The 15,421-nt window shown below is 66.7% G+C and carries 16 protein-coding genes and 1 tRNA gene; 10 read left to right on the forward strand and 7 right to left on the reverse strand.

Features of this window, described 5'->3' with window-relative positions; genetic code table 11:
• Positions 1-9: 9 nt before the first annotated feature.
• The 5 genes from AC3A6M_RS00705 to AC3A6M_RS00725 all read left to right on the forward strand — a co-directional run bounded on the left by AC3A6M_RS00705 (position 10) and on the right by AC3A6M_RS00725 (position 5,354).
• Positions 10-1,101 (forward strand): M48 family metallopeptidase, encoded by a 1,092-nt coding sequence (locus tag AC3A6M_RS00705; RefSeq protein WP_487850840.1) that lies wholly within the window; start codon positions 10-12, stop codon positions 1,099-1,101.
• 265 nt (positions 1,102-1,366) lie between these two features.
• Positions 1,367-2,272 carry a DMT family transporter gene (locus AC3A6M_RS00710; protein ID WP_487850841.1) on the forward strand — a complete coding sequence of 302 codons (906 nt, stop codon included), beginning with the start codon at positions 1,367-1,369 and terminating at the stop codon, positions 2,270-2,272.
• A gap of 4 nt (positions 2,273-2,276) precedes the next feature.
• Positions 2,277-3,164: a DNA-3-methyladenine glycosylase family protein gene (locus AC3A6M_RS00715; RefSeq protein WP_487850842.1), complete on the forward strand. Its 888-nt coding sequence runs from the start codon at positions 2,277-2,279 to the stop codon at positions 3,162-3,164.
• Positions 3,165-3,230: 66 nt separating this feature from the next.
• The gene (locus tag AC3A6M_RS00720; protein ID WP_487850843.1) at positions 3,231-4,253 is read left to right on the forward strand and encodes a hypothetical protein; all 1,023 of its coding nucleotides are present in this window, start codon (positions 3,231-3,233) and stop codon (positions 4,251-4,253) included.
• A 42-nt stretch (positions 4,254-4,295) separates the two neighbouring features.
• Positions 4,296-5,354, forward strand: a complete 1,059-nt coding sequence (locus AC3A6M_RS00725) for a hypothetical protein (RefSeq protein WP_487850844.1) — start codon at positions 4,296-4,298, stop codon at positions 5,352-5,354.
• 6 nt (positions 5,355-5,360) lie between these two features.
• Here AC3A6M_RS00725 and AC3A6M_RS00730 read toward each other — a convergent pair whose 3' ends face one another.
• Together AC3A6M_RS00730 and AC3A6M_RS00735 are read right to left on the reverse strand one after the other, a co-directional pair.
• Entirely contained in the window at positions 5,361-5,771 is a 411-nt protein-coding gene (locus AC3A6M_RS00730; RefSeq protein WP_487850845.1) for a T6SS immunity protein Tdi1 domain-containing protein, read from the reverse strand.
• Between the two features lie 157 nt (positions 5,772-5,928).
• Positions 5,929-6,005 (reverse strand) — tRNA-Met (locus AC3A6M_RS00735).
• A 173-nt stretch (positions 6,006-6,178) separates the two neighbouring features.
• Here AC3A6M_RS00735 and AC3A6M_RS00740 point away from each other — a divergent pair.
• From AC3A6M_RS00740 to AC3A6M_RS00760, 5 genes are all read left to right on the forward strand, one after another.
• Positions 6,179-6,760 carry an NUDIX hydrolase gene (locus AC3A6M_RS00740; protein WP_487850846.1) on the forward strand — a complete coding sequence of 194 codons (582 nt, stop codon included), beginning with the start codon at positions 6,179-6,181 and terminating at the stop codon, positions 6,758-6,760.
• 13 nt (positions 6,761-6,773) lie between these two features.
• A complete protein-coding gene (gene aat, locus AC3A6M_RS00745) occupies positions 6,774-7,496 on the forward strand; it encodes a leucyl/phenylalanyl-tRNA--protein transferase (RefSeq protein WP_487850847.1) in 723 nt (240 codons plus the stop codon).
• Positions 7,497-7,553: 57 nt separating this feature from the next.
• Positions 7,554-8,282: an arginyltransferase gene (locus AC3A6M_RS00750; RefSeq protein ID WP_487850848.1), complete on the forward strand. Its 729-nt coding sequence runs from the start codon at positions 7,554-7,556 to the stop codon at positions 8,280-8,282.
• Between the two features lie 37 nt (positions 8,283-8,319).
• A complete protein-coding gene (locus AC3A6M_RS00755; protein ID WP_487850849.1) occupies positions 8,320-9,369 on the forward strand; it encodes a quinone-dependent dihydroorotate dehydrogenase in 1,050 nt (349 codons plus the stop codon).
• Positions 9,370-9,460: 91 nt separating this feature from the next.
• Positions 9,461-10,507, forward strand: coding sequence for an aldo/keto reductase (locus tag AC3A6M_RS00760; protein ID WP_487850850.1), 1,047 nt, complete (start codon positions 9,461-9,463; stop codon positions 10,505-10,507).
• Between the two features lie 119 nt (positions 10,508-10,626).
• Here the strand turns inward: AC3A6M_RS00760 and AC3A6M_RS00765 are convergent, their stop codons facing one another.
• From AC3A6M_RS00765 to AC3A6M_RS00785, 5 genes are all read right to left on the reverse strand, one after another.
• Positions 10,627-11,559, reverse strand: a complete 933-nt coding sequence (locus AC3A6M_RS00765) for a CysB family HTH-type transcriptional regulator (protein WP_487850851.1) — start codon at positions 11,557-11,559, stop codon at positions 10,627-10,629.
• Positions 11,556-12,629, reverse strand: coding sequence for a sulfate/molybdate ABC transporter ATP-binding protein (locus AC3A6M_RS00770; RefSeq protein WP_487850852.1), 1,074 nt, complete (start codon positions 12,627-12,629; stop codon positions 11,556-11,558). The genes AC3A6M_RS00765 and AC3A6M_RS00770 overlap by 4 nt, the downstream gene beginning before the upstream one ends.
• Before the next feature lie 5 nt (positions 12,630-12,634).
• The gene (gene cysW, locus AC3A6M_RS00775) at positions 12,635-13,543 is read right to left on the reverse strand and encodes a sulfate ABC transporter permease subunit CysW (protein ID WP_487850853.1); all 909 of its coding nucleotides are present in this window, start codon (positions 13,541-13,543) and stop codon (positions 12,635-12,637) included.
• Entirely contained in the window at positions 13,544-14,389 is an 846-nt protein-coding gene (cysT, locus tag AC3A6M_RS00780; protein ID WP_047826847.1) for a sulfate ABC transporter permease subunit CysT, read from the reverse strand. It abuts the gene before it with no gap.
• 125 nt (positions 14,390-14,514) lie between these two features.
• Positions 14,515-15,288 carry a sulfite exporter TauE/SafE family protein gene (locus tag AC3A6M_RS00785; protein WP_487850854.1) on the reverse strand — a complete coding sequence of 258 codons (774 nt, stop codon included), beginning with the start codon at positions 15,286-15,288 and terminating at the stop codon, positions 14,515-14,517.
• Positions 15,289-15,421: the final 133 nt, after the last annotated feature.

Below are 15,421 nucleotides of genomic sequence, written 5' to 3' on the forward strand. Positions count from 1 at the left end.
GAGGAGCACATGAGCGCCATTCGCCGCCCTGCCATCCAGGCACTTCCCGTACTGGCCGCCGCCACTGCCCTGCTGCTGTCCGGCTGCGCCACCCAGGGACCACAGCAGCCCGCGCCTTCGCCGCGGGTCGTCGAACGCGCACCCGAAGCGCCGGGCCTGAGCCCGCAGATGGCGGCCGCGGCCGACACGCTCACCAAAATGGCCGACCTGCAGAACCGCCTGTACAAGGTCGCGGCCCCGCTCCTCATCCACAACGCAGAATTGTGCAAGAACCAGGCGCGCAACCTGCTCGGCTTCACCGCCAAGAACCGCTGGTCCTACCCGGGCGACTACAACGAAGCGGCCCACGTCGCCTTCGGCATGGACGAACGCCTGCAGGTCACCAGCGTGCTGGCCGGCAGCGGCGCCGCCAAGGCCGGCCTGCAGACCGGCGACGTGCTGCTGGCGGCCGGCAACAAGCCGCTGCCGACCGGTCCCCATGCCCTGAGCCAGGCCGGCGCCATCTTCGGCAAGATCGTCGCGTCCCAGGCCACGCTGCCGATGACGGTCGAACGCCACGACAGCGAGCGTCACCTGTCGATCCCGGTCACGCGCGCCTGCGCCTTCGCGATCGAGCTGGGCAACGCCGACAACGTCAACGCCTACGCCGACGGCTCGCGCGTGCTGGTCACGCGCGGCATGATCAACGCCACCCGCAACGACGACGAACTGGCCTTCGTGCTGGCCAAGACCATGGCCCACAACATGCTCGGCCACGCCGCCGCCCAGCGCAACGTCTCCACCATCGGCAGCATCATCGACAACCTCAAGAGCGTCACGCCGGACAACTCGATGCTGATCGGCAGCGGCGGCATCAAGGCGATGCCGCCGGAAATGGACGCCGCCGCCGACCGCCTCAGCCTCTACCTGGCCGCGCGCGCCGGCTACGAGATCGACAACGCCGACAATTTCTGGAAGCGCCTGAACGAAACCACTCCGTCCACGGTCCTGAACGGCTACAACGCCAACCACCCGGCCATCGCGGCGCGCCTGGCGGCGATCGAGAAGGCGCAGGCCGAGATCAAGGCGAAGAAGGCGGCGAAGAAGGCGCTGGTGCCGTAAGCCCTCAGCTCACGCCGTTCCCGCGCACTTGACCTATGTCGTCCCCGCGCAGGCGGGGACCCAAGTTCGTCGCGGGCCATTAGCCATTGCTACGAATACGCACCCAAACTTGGGTCCCCGCCTACGCGGGGACGACGGGTGGTCTCAATTTTTTGTATCATTGCCAGTTCCCCGCCACGCCCTCCGAATTCAGCAGCAAGAATCAGGAAGCATCCCGGCGCCGCGCCAGGCCACAATGCCTGACGCCTCGACAAAGAAGAACGCAATGAACACCGCCAACCTGCTGCGCCTCGTTTCCCTTGCCGCCATCTGGGGCGGCTCCTTCCTCTTCATGCGGATCAGCGCGCCCGTGCTCGGGCCGGCGGTGCTGATCGAATTTCGGGTGCTGTTCGCCGCGCTGTTCCTGGCGATCGTCGGCTTCGTGCTGAAGAAGCGCCTCGACCTGCGCGCCAACTGGAAGCACTTCTTCATCCTCGGCTTCTTCAACTCCGCCCTGCCCTTCCTGCTGTTCGCATTCGGCGCGCGCACCCTGTCGGCCTCGGTGCTGTCGGTGCTGAACGCGACCGCGCCGATGTGGGGCGCGCTGGTCGGCGCGGTCTGGACCCGCCATGCGATCGGCCTGCGCACCGCGCTCGGCCTGCTGCTGGGGACCGCTGGCGTGGCCCTGCTGGTCGGCTTCGACCACGTCTCGAGCAAGCCCGGCGCCGGCCTCGCCGTGGTCGCCGCGCTGGCCGCGGCCCTGAGCTACGGGGTCGCCAGCCAGTACGCGCGCTCGGCGAAAAGCGTCGAGCCCTTCGCCAACGCCCACGGCACGATGTGGACCTCAGCCATCATGGTGCTGCCGGTGCTGCCCTTCTTCCCGATGACGGGCGCGCCGACCGCCGGCATCGTCGGCGCGGTGGTCGCGCTGGGTGTACTGTGCAGCGGCATCGCCTACATCCTGTACTTCCGCCTGATCGAGGAAGTCGGCACCACCTCGGCCCTGACGGTCACCTTCCTGAATCCGGTGTTCGGCATCCTGTGGGGCGCGCTGTTCCTCGGCGAGACCATCGGCTGGTACACCATCGCCGGCTCCGCGATCACCCTGGTCGGCACCGCGCTGGTGACGGGCTTCGTACCGCGCATCAAGCGCAACGCGGCGGCCGCGGCGGCGGCGACGCAGGGAAAATGATCCAGTGAGCCGCTTCGCACTGTCCATCGACCTGCCGCCGGACTACCGCCGGCAGGACGTGTTCGCCTTCCATGGCCGCGACGCCGAGGGCCTGGCCGAGCGTATCGAAGACCGGCGCATCCGCAAGGGCGTGATGGTCGATGGCGTGCCGGCCGTGCTCGAGATCGACCTCGGCGCGCAGCCGGACCGGGCCCTGTGCACGGTCGACGTCGATGCCGCCACGCTGCCGGCCCAGGTGCCTGGCATGCTGCTCAACGTGCTGGGCCTGCGCATCGATCCCTCACCCTTCGAAGCCGCGGTCGCGGACGACTCGCTGTTCGCGCCGCTGGTGGCGCGCGAGCGCGGCCTGCGCGTGATCCAGTCCGCCACCATCTTCGAAGCCCTGAGCTGGGCCATCATCGGCCAGCAGATCAACCTGGGTTTTGCGATCGCCCTGCGCCGCACCTTCATTGCGCTGGCCGGACGCGCCCACCCCGGCGGCCTGTGGTGCTATCCGGACGCCGAGGACGCGGCGCGCCTCGACCTCGACCAGCTCACCAGCCGCAAGTTCTCGCGCGCCAAGGCCGAGACCCTGCTGCGGCTGGCGCGCCTGGCGGCGGACGGCACGCTCGACCTGCGGCGCGATGCCGATCCGCACGACGTCAGCGAGCGCCTGCTGGCGGTGAAGGGGATCGGCCCCTGGACCGTGAACTACGCCCTGCTGCGCGGCTATGGTTTTCCGGATTGTTCGCTGGAAGGCGACGTGGCGGTGCGCACCGCCATCGGACGCCTGCTCGGCGCCGAACGCCCCAACCTGCCGGAAGCCGCCGCCTTCCTGCAGGCCTACCGTCCGCACCGGACCATGGCGGCGGCTCACCTGTGGGCAAGCCTGAGCCAGGTGCAGACGGACTGATCCAACGCAAGGCAGCGCCATCCCGCTTGGCGAGACTGACGGGATCGTCAGCTACGCGAGGTGGGAATGAAAGCACAAGCATGGATCTGCGCACTGCTGCTGGCTTGCAACGGCAGCGTTCACGCCGAGGACACGGCGATCGATCGCGGCACCTGGCTGTCGGCGCAGCTCGGCGGCGGGCGCATCGATGGCGGCAATGCCAGCGGCAACCGCTGGATGCGCAGCCGCGCCGGAGAGCTGCGCATCGGCCGCCCGCTGGCCGGCGGAACCGGCAGCCGCGTCGACATCGTCTATTACAACGAAGGCCATCCCGACAACAACCACCGCGATGGCTTCGCGCTGCAGTGGACGGGCGTCTGGCGGGCGACGGAGCGGCTCGGCGGCGAGTTCGGCATCGGTCCCTACTTCAGCATGAACACCACTTTCCTCGACGGCCGCCAGCTGGACGACACCCGCTGGGGCCTGCTGCTCAGCGCGGCGGTGCGCGTACCGCTGTCCGCCGCGCCCGACGGCACCGCGCTGCGGCTCGGCTTCAACCATGCGCAGATGCCGGGCGTGCACCGCTCGAATGCCCTGATGCTGGGCCTTGCGCGCCAGTTCGGTCCCGTCGCGCAGGGTCCCGCCACCGGGTCCTCCCATCCGCTCTGGCTGGGCGTGTCGGCCGGCACCGCGCTCACCACCATGCCCAACAGTAATACGGCCCGCTCCGCCATCCTCGACGCCGGCAGCGACATCAGCCATGGCGCCGCGCACTGGGCCTGGTCGGCCCGCTACCTGTTCGAAGGCGACGACGGCAAGCGTGTCGACCGGCGCGGCGTGACCGGCCAGCTCTGGTACGTGCAGGAAGTCACGCCGGGCTTCTCGATGAGCGCCGGCATCGGCCCCTACTTCACGCGGAACCGGCGCGAAGCAGGGGCCGATGTCGCCGGCACGCGCGGACCGGTGCGCCGCAATGTGCTGGTCAGCCTGGAGGCGGAGCGCGCCCTGTCGCCCCGCACCCGGATCTTCTTCGACTTCGGGCGCGTGAAGACCTTCCTGCGGATGGATGACCGGGACCTGTTCCTGATCGGTATTCGCCAGGGGTTCTGAGGGCCCACAGCCGATTTTCAGCGGATCATTTACACTCTCGCAATGAAAATCGCACCAGGCACCACCTCCCTCCTTGCCCTCCTGCTGCTGGCCTGCGCAAGTACAGCCCAGGCCCAGGACGCTCCCACCGACGTGACCGACGCCCCGGACGACCACGGCGCTTACCTGTCGCTGGTGTTCGGCAACGGCCGCATCCATGGCGGCAATGCCGAAGGCAACCGCTGGATGCGCGGCCGGACCTTCGAGATCAGGGCGGGACGCCAGCAGCGCACCCTGTTCGGTTCGCCCCTGCCGGACAGCCTCAGCGAACGGATCGACTTCGTCCACTACAACGAAGGCCATCCGGACAACAACCACCGCGACGGCTTCGCAGTGCAATGGCTGGCGGTGCGCCGCTTGGGCGCGCGCAGCGCCGTCGAGCTGGGCATCGGCCCTTACCTGAGCATGAACACCACCGTCATCGACGGCCGCCAGATCGACGACGCCAACGTCGGCGCCCTGTTCAGCTTGGGCCTACGGCTGCCGCTGGGCGACCTGCCGGCCGGGACCCACCTGCGCATCGGCTACAACCACGTGCAGATGCGCACCGTGCACCGCTCCGATGCGCTGATGGTCGGCATCGGACGCCAGTTCGGCCGCGCCGAGCCCGATCCGGAGACGGACCCCGCCAATGGCCGCACCTGGTTCGGCGCCTCGATCGGCAACTCGATCACGAACATGGCCGGCACCGACGGCGCGCGCGCCTCCGTGCTGGAAGTGCGGCGCTACCTGGGCGAACGGCTCGAGCACTGGGCGGTATCCGGGAAATTCCTGTTCGAGGGCGACGACGGCGCCCGGGTCGACCGGCGCGGCGCCGCGGCCCAGCTCTGGTACGTGCAGACGGTCACGCCGCGCTTCGCGATGAGCGCCGGCCTCGGCCCCTACGTCGCCAGGAACCGGCGGCAAGACAACATCACCCACGGCAACCTGCTGGTCACCTTCCAGGCCGAACAGGCCCTGTCGCGGCATGCGCGCGCGTTCCTGAACTTCAACCGCGTAAAAACCTTCCGCCAGACCGACGACCGCGACCTGTTCCAGCTGGGCCTGCTGACGGACTTCTGACAGCCGCTACCAGCGCGGCAGGCCGTCGAACTGCTGCGCGCCCTCGCCCGCAAAGCGGATCAGTTCGGACAAGGGCACGGTGGCCAGGTTGTCGCGCCCGTAGTGGCCGCCCAGCGCGCTCGGGATCTTCAGGCAGTACTTGCGGCCCGCGCTCAGCGGCCCCAGGGTGGACTCGGCCAGGCGCACCTCCTCGGGCATGTACCAGTCGTTCAGGAATTCCTGGTTATAGGACAGCGCATCGAGGGCGGCGCGGTCTTCGGCCACCGGTTCGCAGCGCAGGTCCTGCGGCGCCAGGCGCCAGTAGCGGCCCTCGTCGTCCCGGATGATCAGGTTGCCGAAGGCATTCTCCCCCAGCACTTCCACCGCCTTGAGGCCAACCCAGCCCCAGGCCTCGTTAATCTCGTCAACACTGATCATGAATCCCTCCGCATTCAGCCGACATGTCTTCGACCGGGCTGGACCGCGGGCGTTGCGGGGAAGGAGATGGGGATTGAGGCGCTTCAGTGGCGGGCCGGACCGGCAGGCACAAATGAAAAGGCCGCTGATCCTGAACAGGATCAACGGCCTTGGAATCTGGTTGCGGGGACAGGATTTGAACCTGTGACCTTCGGGTTATGAGCCCGACGAGCTGCCAGACTGCTCCACCCCGCGTCTGATGCTTTGCATTATACGCACCTTCCCCGGTTTAGGCAATGCCGATCCCATTTACCCCGCCTCTTGCAGCATAAGCTGCCCGCGTGGAGGCCTGGTGACGCGTACGGATTGCGGCACAGTTGTCACGATACGGTGGTAAAGTAAGGGCAACATCATTACATCCTTTTTCCATGAAATTCTGCTCCGAGTGCGCCCATCCGGTGACGGTGGCCATCCCCGAAGGCGACAACCGTCCGCGCTACGTGTGCACCCAATGCGGCACCATCCACTACCAGAACCCGAAAATGGTGATCGGCTCGATCCCCGTCTGGGAACAGGACGGCGAGCTGCGGGTACTGTTGTGCAAGCGCGCGATCGAACCGCGCTACGGCTACTGGACCCTGCCGGCCGGCTTCATGGAAAACGAGGAGACCACCGGCCAGGCCGCGGTGCGCGAGACCGAGGAGGAAGCGGGCGCCAACGTCGAACTGGGCAACCTGTTCACCCTGCTCAACGTCGCCCACGTGCACCAGGTCCACCTGTTCTACCTGGCGCGCCTGCTCGACCTGGATTTCGCGCCCGGCATCGAGAGCCTGGAGGTGCAGCTGTTCGCGGAACACGAGATTCCCTGGGACGACCTGGCCTTCCCGACGATCCGCACGACCCTGGAGCTGTTCTTCGCCGACCGCCGCAAGGTGCTCGAGGGCGGCAGCTACGGTTTCCACAGCCGCGACATCACCAAGCCAATGCGCGCCCCCGTCGAACCCGATTGACCATAGAGAGACGATGATTCCCTGGCTCGAAGCGAATACGCCGTTCCCCGACGTATCCGAAGCGCTGACCACCGACGCCCCCGGCCTGCTCGCGGCCGGCGCCGACCTCTCGCCCCAGCGCCTGCTGCAAGCCTACCGCAACGGCATCTTCCCGTGGTTCTCGGAAGGCCAGCCGATCCTGTGGTGGAGCACCGATCCGCGCATGGTGCTGTACACCGACCGCTTCAAGATCAGTGACAGCCTCAAGAAAACCCTGAAGAAAATCGAACGTTCGCGCCATGCAGACGGCCCCTGGGTGGTGCGCTTCGATACCGCGTTCGAACAGGTGATGCGCGCCTGCGCCGCACCGCGCAAGGACGGCCCCGGCACCTGGATCTCGGAAGACATCATCGCCGGCTACACCGGCCTGCACCGGATGGGCTATGCCCACTCGGCGGAAGTGTGGCTGGATGGCGAACTGGTCGGCGGCGCCTATGGCGTCTGCATCGGCCGCATGTTCTACGGCGAATCGATGTTCGCGCGCGTCACCGACGCCTCCAAGGTGGCGCTGGCCTACCTGGTGGCCTTCCTGCGCAGCCAGGGGGTACGCATGCTCGACTGCCAGCAGGAGACCGGCCACCTGGCCTCGCTGGGCGCCTACCCGATCCCGCGCAAGGCCTTCCTCGAGCACCTGCGCCAGGCCATCGCCGAGCCCGCCATCGAACGCTGGGAAGTCGCGTCACCGTTGACCACCTAACGGTGCATCGCGCCGTCTTTGGCTACAATGGGTCAAACGTCGTCTCGAGAGCATTGCATGACGCACTTAAATGACTTGCCCTTTTCTACGCTGCAGTTCTATACCACGGCGCCCTATCCGTGCAGCTACCTGGATGCGCGCCAGGCGCGCTCGCAGGTCGCCACGCCTTCGCACCTGATCAATGCGGACGTGTATTCCGAACTGGTGCGCAACGGTTTCCGCCGCAGCGGGATCTTTACCTACCGTCCGTATTGCGACGGCTGCCGCGCCTGCATCCCGGTGCGGGTGGCGGTGAACGACTTCGCCCCCAACCGCAGCCAGCGCCGCGCCTGGAAGCGCCACGCCGACCTGTCCGCGGTGGTGGCCAACCTGTCGTTCTCGGACGAGCACTATGCGCTCTACCTGCGCTACCAGACCACGCGCCACGTCGGCGGCGGCATGGACCAGGACAGCCGCGACCAGTACGCCCAGTTCCTGCTGCAAAGCCGCGTGAACACGCGCCTGGTCGAATTCCGCGAACCGGACGGCACGCTGCGCATGGTGTCGATCATCGACGTGCTGTCGGACGGCCTGTCCTCGGTCTACACCTTCTTCGATCCGGACGTCGAGGGCGCCTCCTTCGGCACCTACAACGTGCTGTGGCAGATCGAGCAGGCGCGCGACCTGGGCCTGCCCTACGTCTACCTCGGCTACTGGATCGAGCAGAGCCCGAAGATGGCCTACAAGATCAATTTCCGGCCGCTGGAGGCGCGGATCGACGGCGTATGGGGAGTTTTGGAGCGGTAGTTACAGGTAAAATGTCGGCAATTCACGTTAGGTAATCATGTCCGACAATTTCCTGTACTCACTCGCCCGCCCGCTGCTGTTTTCCCTCGATCCCGAAACGGCTCACAACCTGACCCTCCCGGCACTGCGTCGTGCGAACGCGCTCGGCCTGACCGGACTGGTCAAGAAGCCGGCGCCCGATCCGCGCACCGTGATGGGCATCACCTTCCCGAATCCGGTCGGCCTGGCCGCCGGCCTCGACAAGGACGGCGCCTACATCGACGGCCTGGCGGCGCTGGGCTTCGGCTCGATCGAGGTCGGCACGGTCACGCCGCGCCCGCAGGCCGGCAACCCGAAGCCGCGCATCTTCCGCCTGCCGGCCGCGCGCGGCATCATCAACCGCATGGGCTTCAACAACGGCGGTGTCGACGCCTTCGTCGCCAACGTGCGCGCCTCGCGCTTCTACCTGGAGCAGCAGGGCGTGCTCGGCCTGAACATCGGCAAGAATGCCGACACCCCGATCGAACGCGCCGCCGAGGATTACCTGCACTGCCTGCGCAAGGTCTATCCCTATGCCAGCTACGTGACGGTGAACATCTCCTCGCCGAACACCAAGAATTTGCGCCAGCTGCAGGGCGCATCGGAACTCGACGCCCTGCTGTCCCAGCTGAAGGGCGAGCAATCGCGCCTGGCGGATGAGCATGGCCGCTACGTGCCGCTGGCCCTGAAGATCGCCCCCGACGTCGACGGCGACCAGATCCGCGACATCGGCGCCGCCCTGCTGCGCCACAAGATCGACGGCGTGATCGCCACCAACACCACCCTCACCCGCCGCGACGTCGAAAACCTCCGCCACGGCAACCAGCAGGGCGGCCTGTCCGGCGCGCCGGTATTCGACCTGTCGAACATCGTGATCCGCGCGCTCAAGCAGGAAGTCGGCGACGCCGTGCCGATCATCGGCGTGGGCGGCATCCTGAGCGGCCGCGACGCCAAGGCCAAGATCCAGGCCGGCGCCCAGCTGGTGCAGCTGTATAGCGGACTGATCTATCGCGGGCCGCGGCTGATCCGGGAGTGTGCGGACGCGCTCAGGGGTCAGAGCCCGGCGTAGGGGTCAGAGCCCGGTTCACGCGGGTGGGCTCTGACCCCGGTTCTCTGCCTGCGGCCCAATTCTCTGCGCAGCAGACTGAAAGGATTCCACAATGAAGAAACACCAACTCGGCAAAACCGACCTCACCGTCTCCCGCGTCTGCCTCGGCACCATGACCTTCGGCGAGCAGAATACGGAAGCCGACGCGCACAGCCAGCTCGACTATGCATTGGAACGCGGCATCAACTTCGTCGACACCGCCGAGATGTACCCGGTCATGCCCAGCGCCCGCACCCAGGGATCGACCGAGCGCTTCATCGGCAGCTGGCTGAAGAAATCCGGCAAGCGCGACCAGGTCGTCCTGGCCACCAAGGCAGCCGGCCCGAACCCGGCCATGCACTGGATCCGCGGCGGCCGCCAGAACCTGGACGCAGCCAGTATCCGCGCCGCCCTCGACGACAGCCTGCGCCGCCTGCAGACCGACTACGTCGACCTCTACCAGTTGCACTGGCCGAGCCGCAACGTGCCGATCTTCGGCGCCAACAGCTTCGATCCGGCCAGGGAACGTACCAGCGTCGCCATCGAGGAGACGCTGGCCGTGCTGGGCGAGCTGATCGCGGAGGGCAAGATCCGCCATATCGGGGTGTCGAACGAAAGCCCGTGGGGCGTGTGCGAGTACATCAAGCAGGCGGAGATGAAGGGCCTGCCGCGCATCGCCACCATCCAGAACCTGTACAACCTGACCGCGCGCGCCTTCGAGACCACGCTGCTGGACGAAGTCTGCTACCGCGAACAGGTGAGCCTGCTGGCCTACAGCCCCCTCGCCTTCGGCCAGCTGAGCGCCAAGTACCTCGACGATCCGAAAGCGCACGGCCGCCTGACCATCTTCCCGCCGACCTGGAGCCCGCGCTACCTGCGTCCATCGGTGCTGGCGGCGGTCAAGGAATACGCGGAACTGGCGCGCGCACACGGCATGTCGCCTGCGCAGATGGCGCTGGCGTGGTGCTATTCGCGCTGGTTCGTGGGGTCGACCATCATTGGGGCGACCACGCTGGCGCAGCTGGAGGAGAACATCGATGCGGAAAGCGTCGTGCTGTCGGATGAGGTGATCGCGGCGATCGATGCGATTCAGGCGCGGTACACCAATCCAGGTCAGTAAGCCTGCGCCGTAAGAACATGACCCGCGCCCTGTAAACGTCGTTCCCGCGCAGGCGGGAATCCAAGTTTTTGTGCTTCGCTACGAACTTGGGTTCCCGCCTTCGCGGGAACGACGGGTGATCATTCCGCCGCCACCGGATGCAACGCCCGCTCGATATCCGCCCGCGTGAACCCCTGCGCAAAACGCTCAATGAAATCATAGGCATACGCGCGCAGGTACGCTCCCTTCCGCACCGCCAGCCGGGTCACGTTCGGCGCGAACAGGTGCGACGACTCGATCGCCCGCAAACCGCGGTCGCGCCCATGGTCGAAGGCCATCGAGGCCACGATCCCGACGCCCATCCCCAGCGACACATACTGCTTGATCACGTCCGAATCCATCGCGGTCAGCACGATGTCCGGATGCACGCCGGCGGCGGCGAATGCCGCGTCGATGTGGCTGCGGCCGGTGAAGCCGACGTCGTAGGTGATCAAGGGGAACTCGGCCAGGTCGGCCAGCTTGATCGGGCTGCGGCCCAGCAGCGGGTGGCCGTCCGGCACCACCACCAGGTGGCTCCAGCGGTAGCACGGGAAAGACACCAGGTCGGGGAAGGTCGACAGGCCTTCGGTGGCGATGCCGATGTCGGCGCGGCCCGACAGCACCCATTCGGCGATGTGGTCCGGCGCGCTCTGCTGCAGGGCGATGCGCACGCCCGGGAAAGAGGCGCGGAAGGCCTGCACCACCTGCGGCAGCGCATAGCGGGCCTGGGTGTGGGTGACGGCGACCGTGAGCGTGCCGCTGTCCTGGGCCGCGTATTCGCTGCTGGCCTGCTGCAGGTTCTCGGCCTCGACCAGCAGGCGCTCGATGATCTTCAGGATGCCCTTGCCCGGCTCGGTCATGCCGGTCAGGCGCTTGCCGTTGCGTTCGAAGATGACGACGCCCAGCTCATCCTCGAGCTCGCGGATCTGGCGCGACACCCCCGGCTGCGAGGTGAACAGGGCGTTCGCCACGTCGGTCAGGTTGAAATTGCGGCGCGCGGCTTCGCGCACCGAACGCAGCTGCTGGAAGTTCATATGCCATCACCCTGGTCGACGAACACATGCATGCGGCGCGGCTTCACCAGCAGGGTCTCGCCGTCGCGCAGGCCGAGCTCGCGGAAGCGCTCATTCGGGATCACCGCTTCGATCAATTGCGCATTGTCGGCGCGCTCCAGGTCGAGCTGGGCCAGCGGGCCGATCGCGTGCGCGCGGCGCAGCTTGACCGCCACGCCCTCGCCGCCCGGCACATAGCGTTCGACGTCGAGGTCGTGCGGACGGACGTAGGCGATGCCCTCGCCGTTCTGCACCCCGGCGTACTGCGGCGCATGGAATTTCGCTTCGCCGCTGGCCAGCACGCCGTCGTTGACGCGGCCGTGGAACAGGTTGACGTTGCCCAGGAAGCCGTACACGAAGGGCGAGGCCGGCTGGTTGTAGACGGCGTCCGGGGTGCCGAGCTGTTCGACGCGGCCCTTGTTCATCAGGACCACCTGGTCGGCCACTTCCAGCGCTTCTTCCTGGTCGTGGGTGACGAAGATCGAGGTCACGTGCAGCTCGTCGTGCAGCTGGCGCAGCCAGCGGCGCAGTTCCTTGCGCACCTTGGCGTCCAGCGCGCCGAAGGGCTCGTCGAGCAGCAGCACGCGCGGCTCCACGGCAAGGGCGCGCGCCAGGGCGATGCGCTGGCGCTGGCCACCGGACAGCTGCGGCGGGTAGCGGTCGGCGATCCAGTCCAGCTGCACCAGCTCGAGCAGCTTCTTCACTTTCTCGCGGATCTGCGCTTCGGACGGGCGCTCCTTGCGCGGCTTGACGCGCAGGCCGAACGCGACGTTCTCGAACACGGTCATGTGCTTGAACAGCGCGTAGTGCTGGAACACGAAGCCGACCTGGCGCTCGCGCACATGACTGGCGGAGGCATCGGCGCCATCCAGCAGCACGCGGCCGGCGTCCGGGAATTCCAGGCCGGCGATGATGCGCAGCAGCGTGGTCTTGCCGCAGCCGGAAGGACCGAGCAGCGCGGTCAGCTCGCCGTCGGCGAACTGCAGCGAGACGTCATCCAGGGCCGTGAACTGGCCGAACTGCTTGCGGATGTGTTGGACTTCGATCGTCATGCTGATTACTCCGTGATGTTGGCTGGGTTTGCTTTCCTGCTTTGGTGCAACCGCCATTCGATAAAGGTTTTCACCGCCAGCGTGACCAGCGCCAGCAGGGCCAGCAGCGAAGCGATCGCGAACGCCGCCGTGAAGTTGTACTCGTTGTAGAGGATCTCGACCTGCAGCGGCATGGTGTTGGTCTCGCCGCGGATATGGCCCGATACCACCGAAACGGCGCCGAACTCGCCCATCGCGCGGGCGTTACACAGGATCACGCCGTACAGCAGGCCCCACTTGATGTTGGGGAGGGTCACGCGGCGGAAGGTCTGCCAGCCGGACGCGCCCAGCACCAGCGCCGCCTCTTCCTCTTCGCTGCCCTGGGCCTGCATCAGCGGGATCAGCTCGCGCGCGACGAAGGGGAAGGTAATGAAGACGGTCGCCAGCACGATGCCCGGCACCGCGAACAGGATCTTGACGTCGTGGTCCATCAGCCATTGGCCGAACCAGCCCTGCGAACCGAACATCAGCACGTACATCAGGCCGGCGATCACGGGCGAGACCGAGAACGGCAGGTCGATCAGCGTCAGCAGCAGGCTCTTGCCGCGGAAGTCGAACTTGGCGATGGCCCAGCTTGCCGCCACGCCGAACACCAGGTTCAGGGGCACCGAGATGCCGGCCGCGACGAAGGTCAGCCTGATGGCGGACAGCGCGTCCGGATCGACGATGGCTTCCTTGTAGGTATCCCAGCCATTCTTCAGCGCCTCGGCGAACACGGCAACCAGCGGCACGAACAGGAACAGCGTCAGGAACAGCAGCGCCACGGCGATCAGGCCGTAGCGCACCCAGGCCGGCTCCAGGGTATTGGTGGTCTTGCGCGGCGCCTGGGGCACGGCCGCTTTCGCGGGTTCGACTTTATCGAGAACTGCGCTCATTTATTTGCCCGCCCGTTTGCGTGTCCAGGCCTGCAGCAGGTTGATGGCCAGCAGCAGGATGAAGGAGGCGACCAGCATGACCACGGCGATCGCGGTGGCGCCCGTGTAGTCGTACTGCTCCAGCTTGGTGATGATGAACAGCGGCGTGATCTCGGACACCATCGGCATGTTGCCGGCGATGAAGACCACCGAGCCGTATTCACCGGTGGCGCGCGCGAAGGCCAGCGCGAAGCCGGTCAGCAGCGCCGGGACGATGCCCGGCAGGATCACGCGCGTAAAGGTCTGCCAGGGGCTGGCGCCGAGGCTGGCGGCGGCTTCCTCGAGCTCGCGCTCGGCATCTTCCAGCACCGGCTGCACGGTCCGCACCACGAACGGCAATCCGATGAAGGTCAGCGCCACCACCACGCCCAGCGGGGTGAAGGCGACCTTGATGCCCAGCGGGTCCAGGTATTTGCCGATCCAGCCATTGCTCGAGTACAGCGCGGTCAGCGTGATGCCGGCCACCGCCGTCGGCAGCGCGAACGGCAGGTCGACCAGGGCGTCGACGAAACGCTTGCCGGGAAACTGGTAGCGCACCAGTACCCAGGCGACGATGCCGCCGAACACGACGTTGATGGCGGCGCCGATCAGGGCCGCGCCGAAGCTCAGGCGATAGGACGCCATCACGCGTTCGGAAGTGACGGCGCTCCAGAACGCGTCCCAGCTCATGGTGAAGGTCTTCAGGAAGATCGCCGACAGCGGGATCAGCACGATCAGCGCCAGGTAGAAGATCGTGAAGCCGAGCGAGAGCCCGAAACCGGGAATCACCCGGTTGGCGCTGCTGCGGCTGGTCACTAGCGTATTCATGGGAGAGCCTTATTACAATTTCTTCTAATAGGGCGCCATAATCGCACGCGAATTACATATTACAAACGAAGCAATCCTTATTTGTATAGAAGATTCCGCTATTAAAGGCTTGCTTCGGCCTCGCTTCAGTAGACCAGCTTCAGCGCCACACCGGCCAGGGTCATCGCCAGTAGGCCGCGCAGGAAACGTTCCGGCACGGCCTTCGCCGCCCAGGAACCGAGCGTGATGCCCGGCACCGAGCCGACCAGCAGGGTCACCAGCAGCACCCAGTTGATCGAGCCCAGCCACCAGTGGCCGACGGCGGCGATCGCGGTCAGCGGCACGGCGTAGGCGATGTCGGTGCCCGCCACTTCGGCCGCGCTCAGCTTCGGATACAGCATCACCAGCAGGGTGGCGCCGATCGCCCCCGCGCCGATCGAGGACACGGTGACGAGGGTGCCGAGGATGGCGCCGGACAGGATGGTGGCGCCGGCCAGCTTTCTCCCCTGCAGCTGCCGCCCGGGTCTGGCGTTGACCCAGGCCAGCATCTTCGAGCGGAACAGGATCGCGACCACGGTCAGCAGCACCGAGACGGCGATCGAATAGCGGATCACCTGGCCGATGGCGGCATTCAGGGGACCGACATAGTGCAGGGCAAGCGTGGACAGCAGCGCCGCAGGCAGCGCGCCCATGCACAGGCGGCCAACGATGTCCCACTGGACATTGCCGCGCTTCCGATGGGTGATGGTGCCGGCGCTCTTGGTGAGCGAGGCGAAGGCGAGGTCGGTGCCGACCGCCACCGACGGCGTGACGCCGAACAGCAGCGTCAACAGCGGCGTCATCAGCGAACCGCCGCCGACGCCCGTCATGCCGACCAGCAGGCCGACGGCGAATCCCGACAGGATATACGTTATGGACATGCTTTACCCCCAGATTGGCTCCAAGGGTAAATGGCCTCAGCCGTTCAGCAAACGACAGCTTCCTTATTTGCTTATGCGACCAATACACGTCGTCCCCGCGAAGGCGAGGACCCAAGTTTGTTTGCATTTCGAC

It is taken from the genome of Telluria sp. Soil_C_11, assembly GCF_057657395.1.

Coding starts and splice junctions, on each gene's coding strand:
- AC3A6M_RS00705 (WP_487850840.1), top strand. CDS start 10: ATGAGCGCCATTCGCCGCCCTGCCATCCAGGCACTTCCCGTACTGGCC.
- AC3A6M_RS00710 (WP_487850841.1), top strand. CDS start 1,367: ATGAACACCGCCAACCTGCTGCGCCTCGTTTCCCTTGCCGCCATCTGG.
- AC3A6M_RS00720 (WP_487850843.1), top strand. CDS start 3,231: ATGAAAGCACAAGCATGGATCTGCGCACTGCTGCTGGCTTGCAACGGC.
- AC3A6M_RS00725 (WP_487850844.1), top strand. CDS start 4,296: ATGAAAATCGCACCAGGCACCACCTCCCTCCTTGCCCTCCTGCTGCTG.
- AC3A6M_RS00730 (WP_487850845.1), bottom strand. CDS start 5,771: ATGATCAGTGTTGACGAGATTAACGAGGCCTGGGGCTGGGTTGGCCTC.
- AC3A6M_RS00740 (WP_487850846.1), top strand. CDS start 6,179: ATGAAATTCTGCTCCGAGTGCGCCCATCCGGTGACGGTGGCCATCCCC.
- aat (WP_487850847.1), top strand. CDS start 6,774: ATGATTCCCTGGCTCGAAGCGAATACGCCGTTCCCCGACGTATCCGAA.
- AC3A6M_RS00750 (WP_487850848.1), top strand. CDS start 7,554: ATGACGCACTTAAATGACTTGCCCTTTTCTACGCTGCAGTTCTATACC.
- AC3A6M_RS00755 (WP_487850849.1), top strand. CDS start 8,320: ATGTCCGACAATTTCCTGTACTCACTCGCCCGCCCGCTGCTGTTTTCC.
- AC3A6M_RS00760 (WP_487850850.1), top strand. CDS start 9,461: ATGAAGAAACACCAACTCGGCAAAACCGACCTCACCGTCTCCCGCGTC.
- AC3A6M_RS00765 (WP_487850851.1), bottom strand. CDS start 11,559: ATGAACTTCCAGCAGCTGCGTTCGGTGCGCGAAGCCGCGCGCCGCAAT.
- AC3A6M_RS00770 (WP_487850852.1), bottom strand. CDS start 12,629: ATGACGATCGAAGTCCAACACATCCGCAAGCAGTTCGGCCAGTTCACG.
- cysW (WP_487850853.1), bottom strand. CDS start 13,543: ATGAGCGCAGTTCTCGATAAAGTCGAACCCGCGAAAGCGGCCGTGCCC.
- cysT (WP_047826847.1), bottom strand. CDS start 14,389: ATGAATACGCTAGTGACCAGCCGCAGCAGCGCCAACCGGGTGATTCCC.
- AC3A6M_RS00785 (WP_487850854.1), bottom strand. CDS start 15,288: ATGTCCATAACGTATATCCTGTCGGGATTCGCCGTCGGCCTGCTGGTC.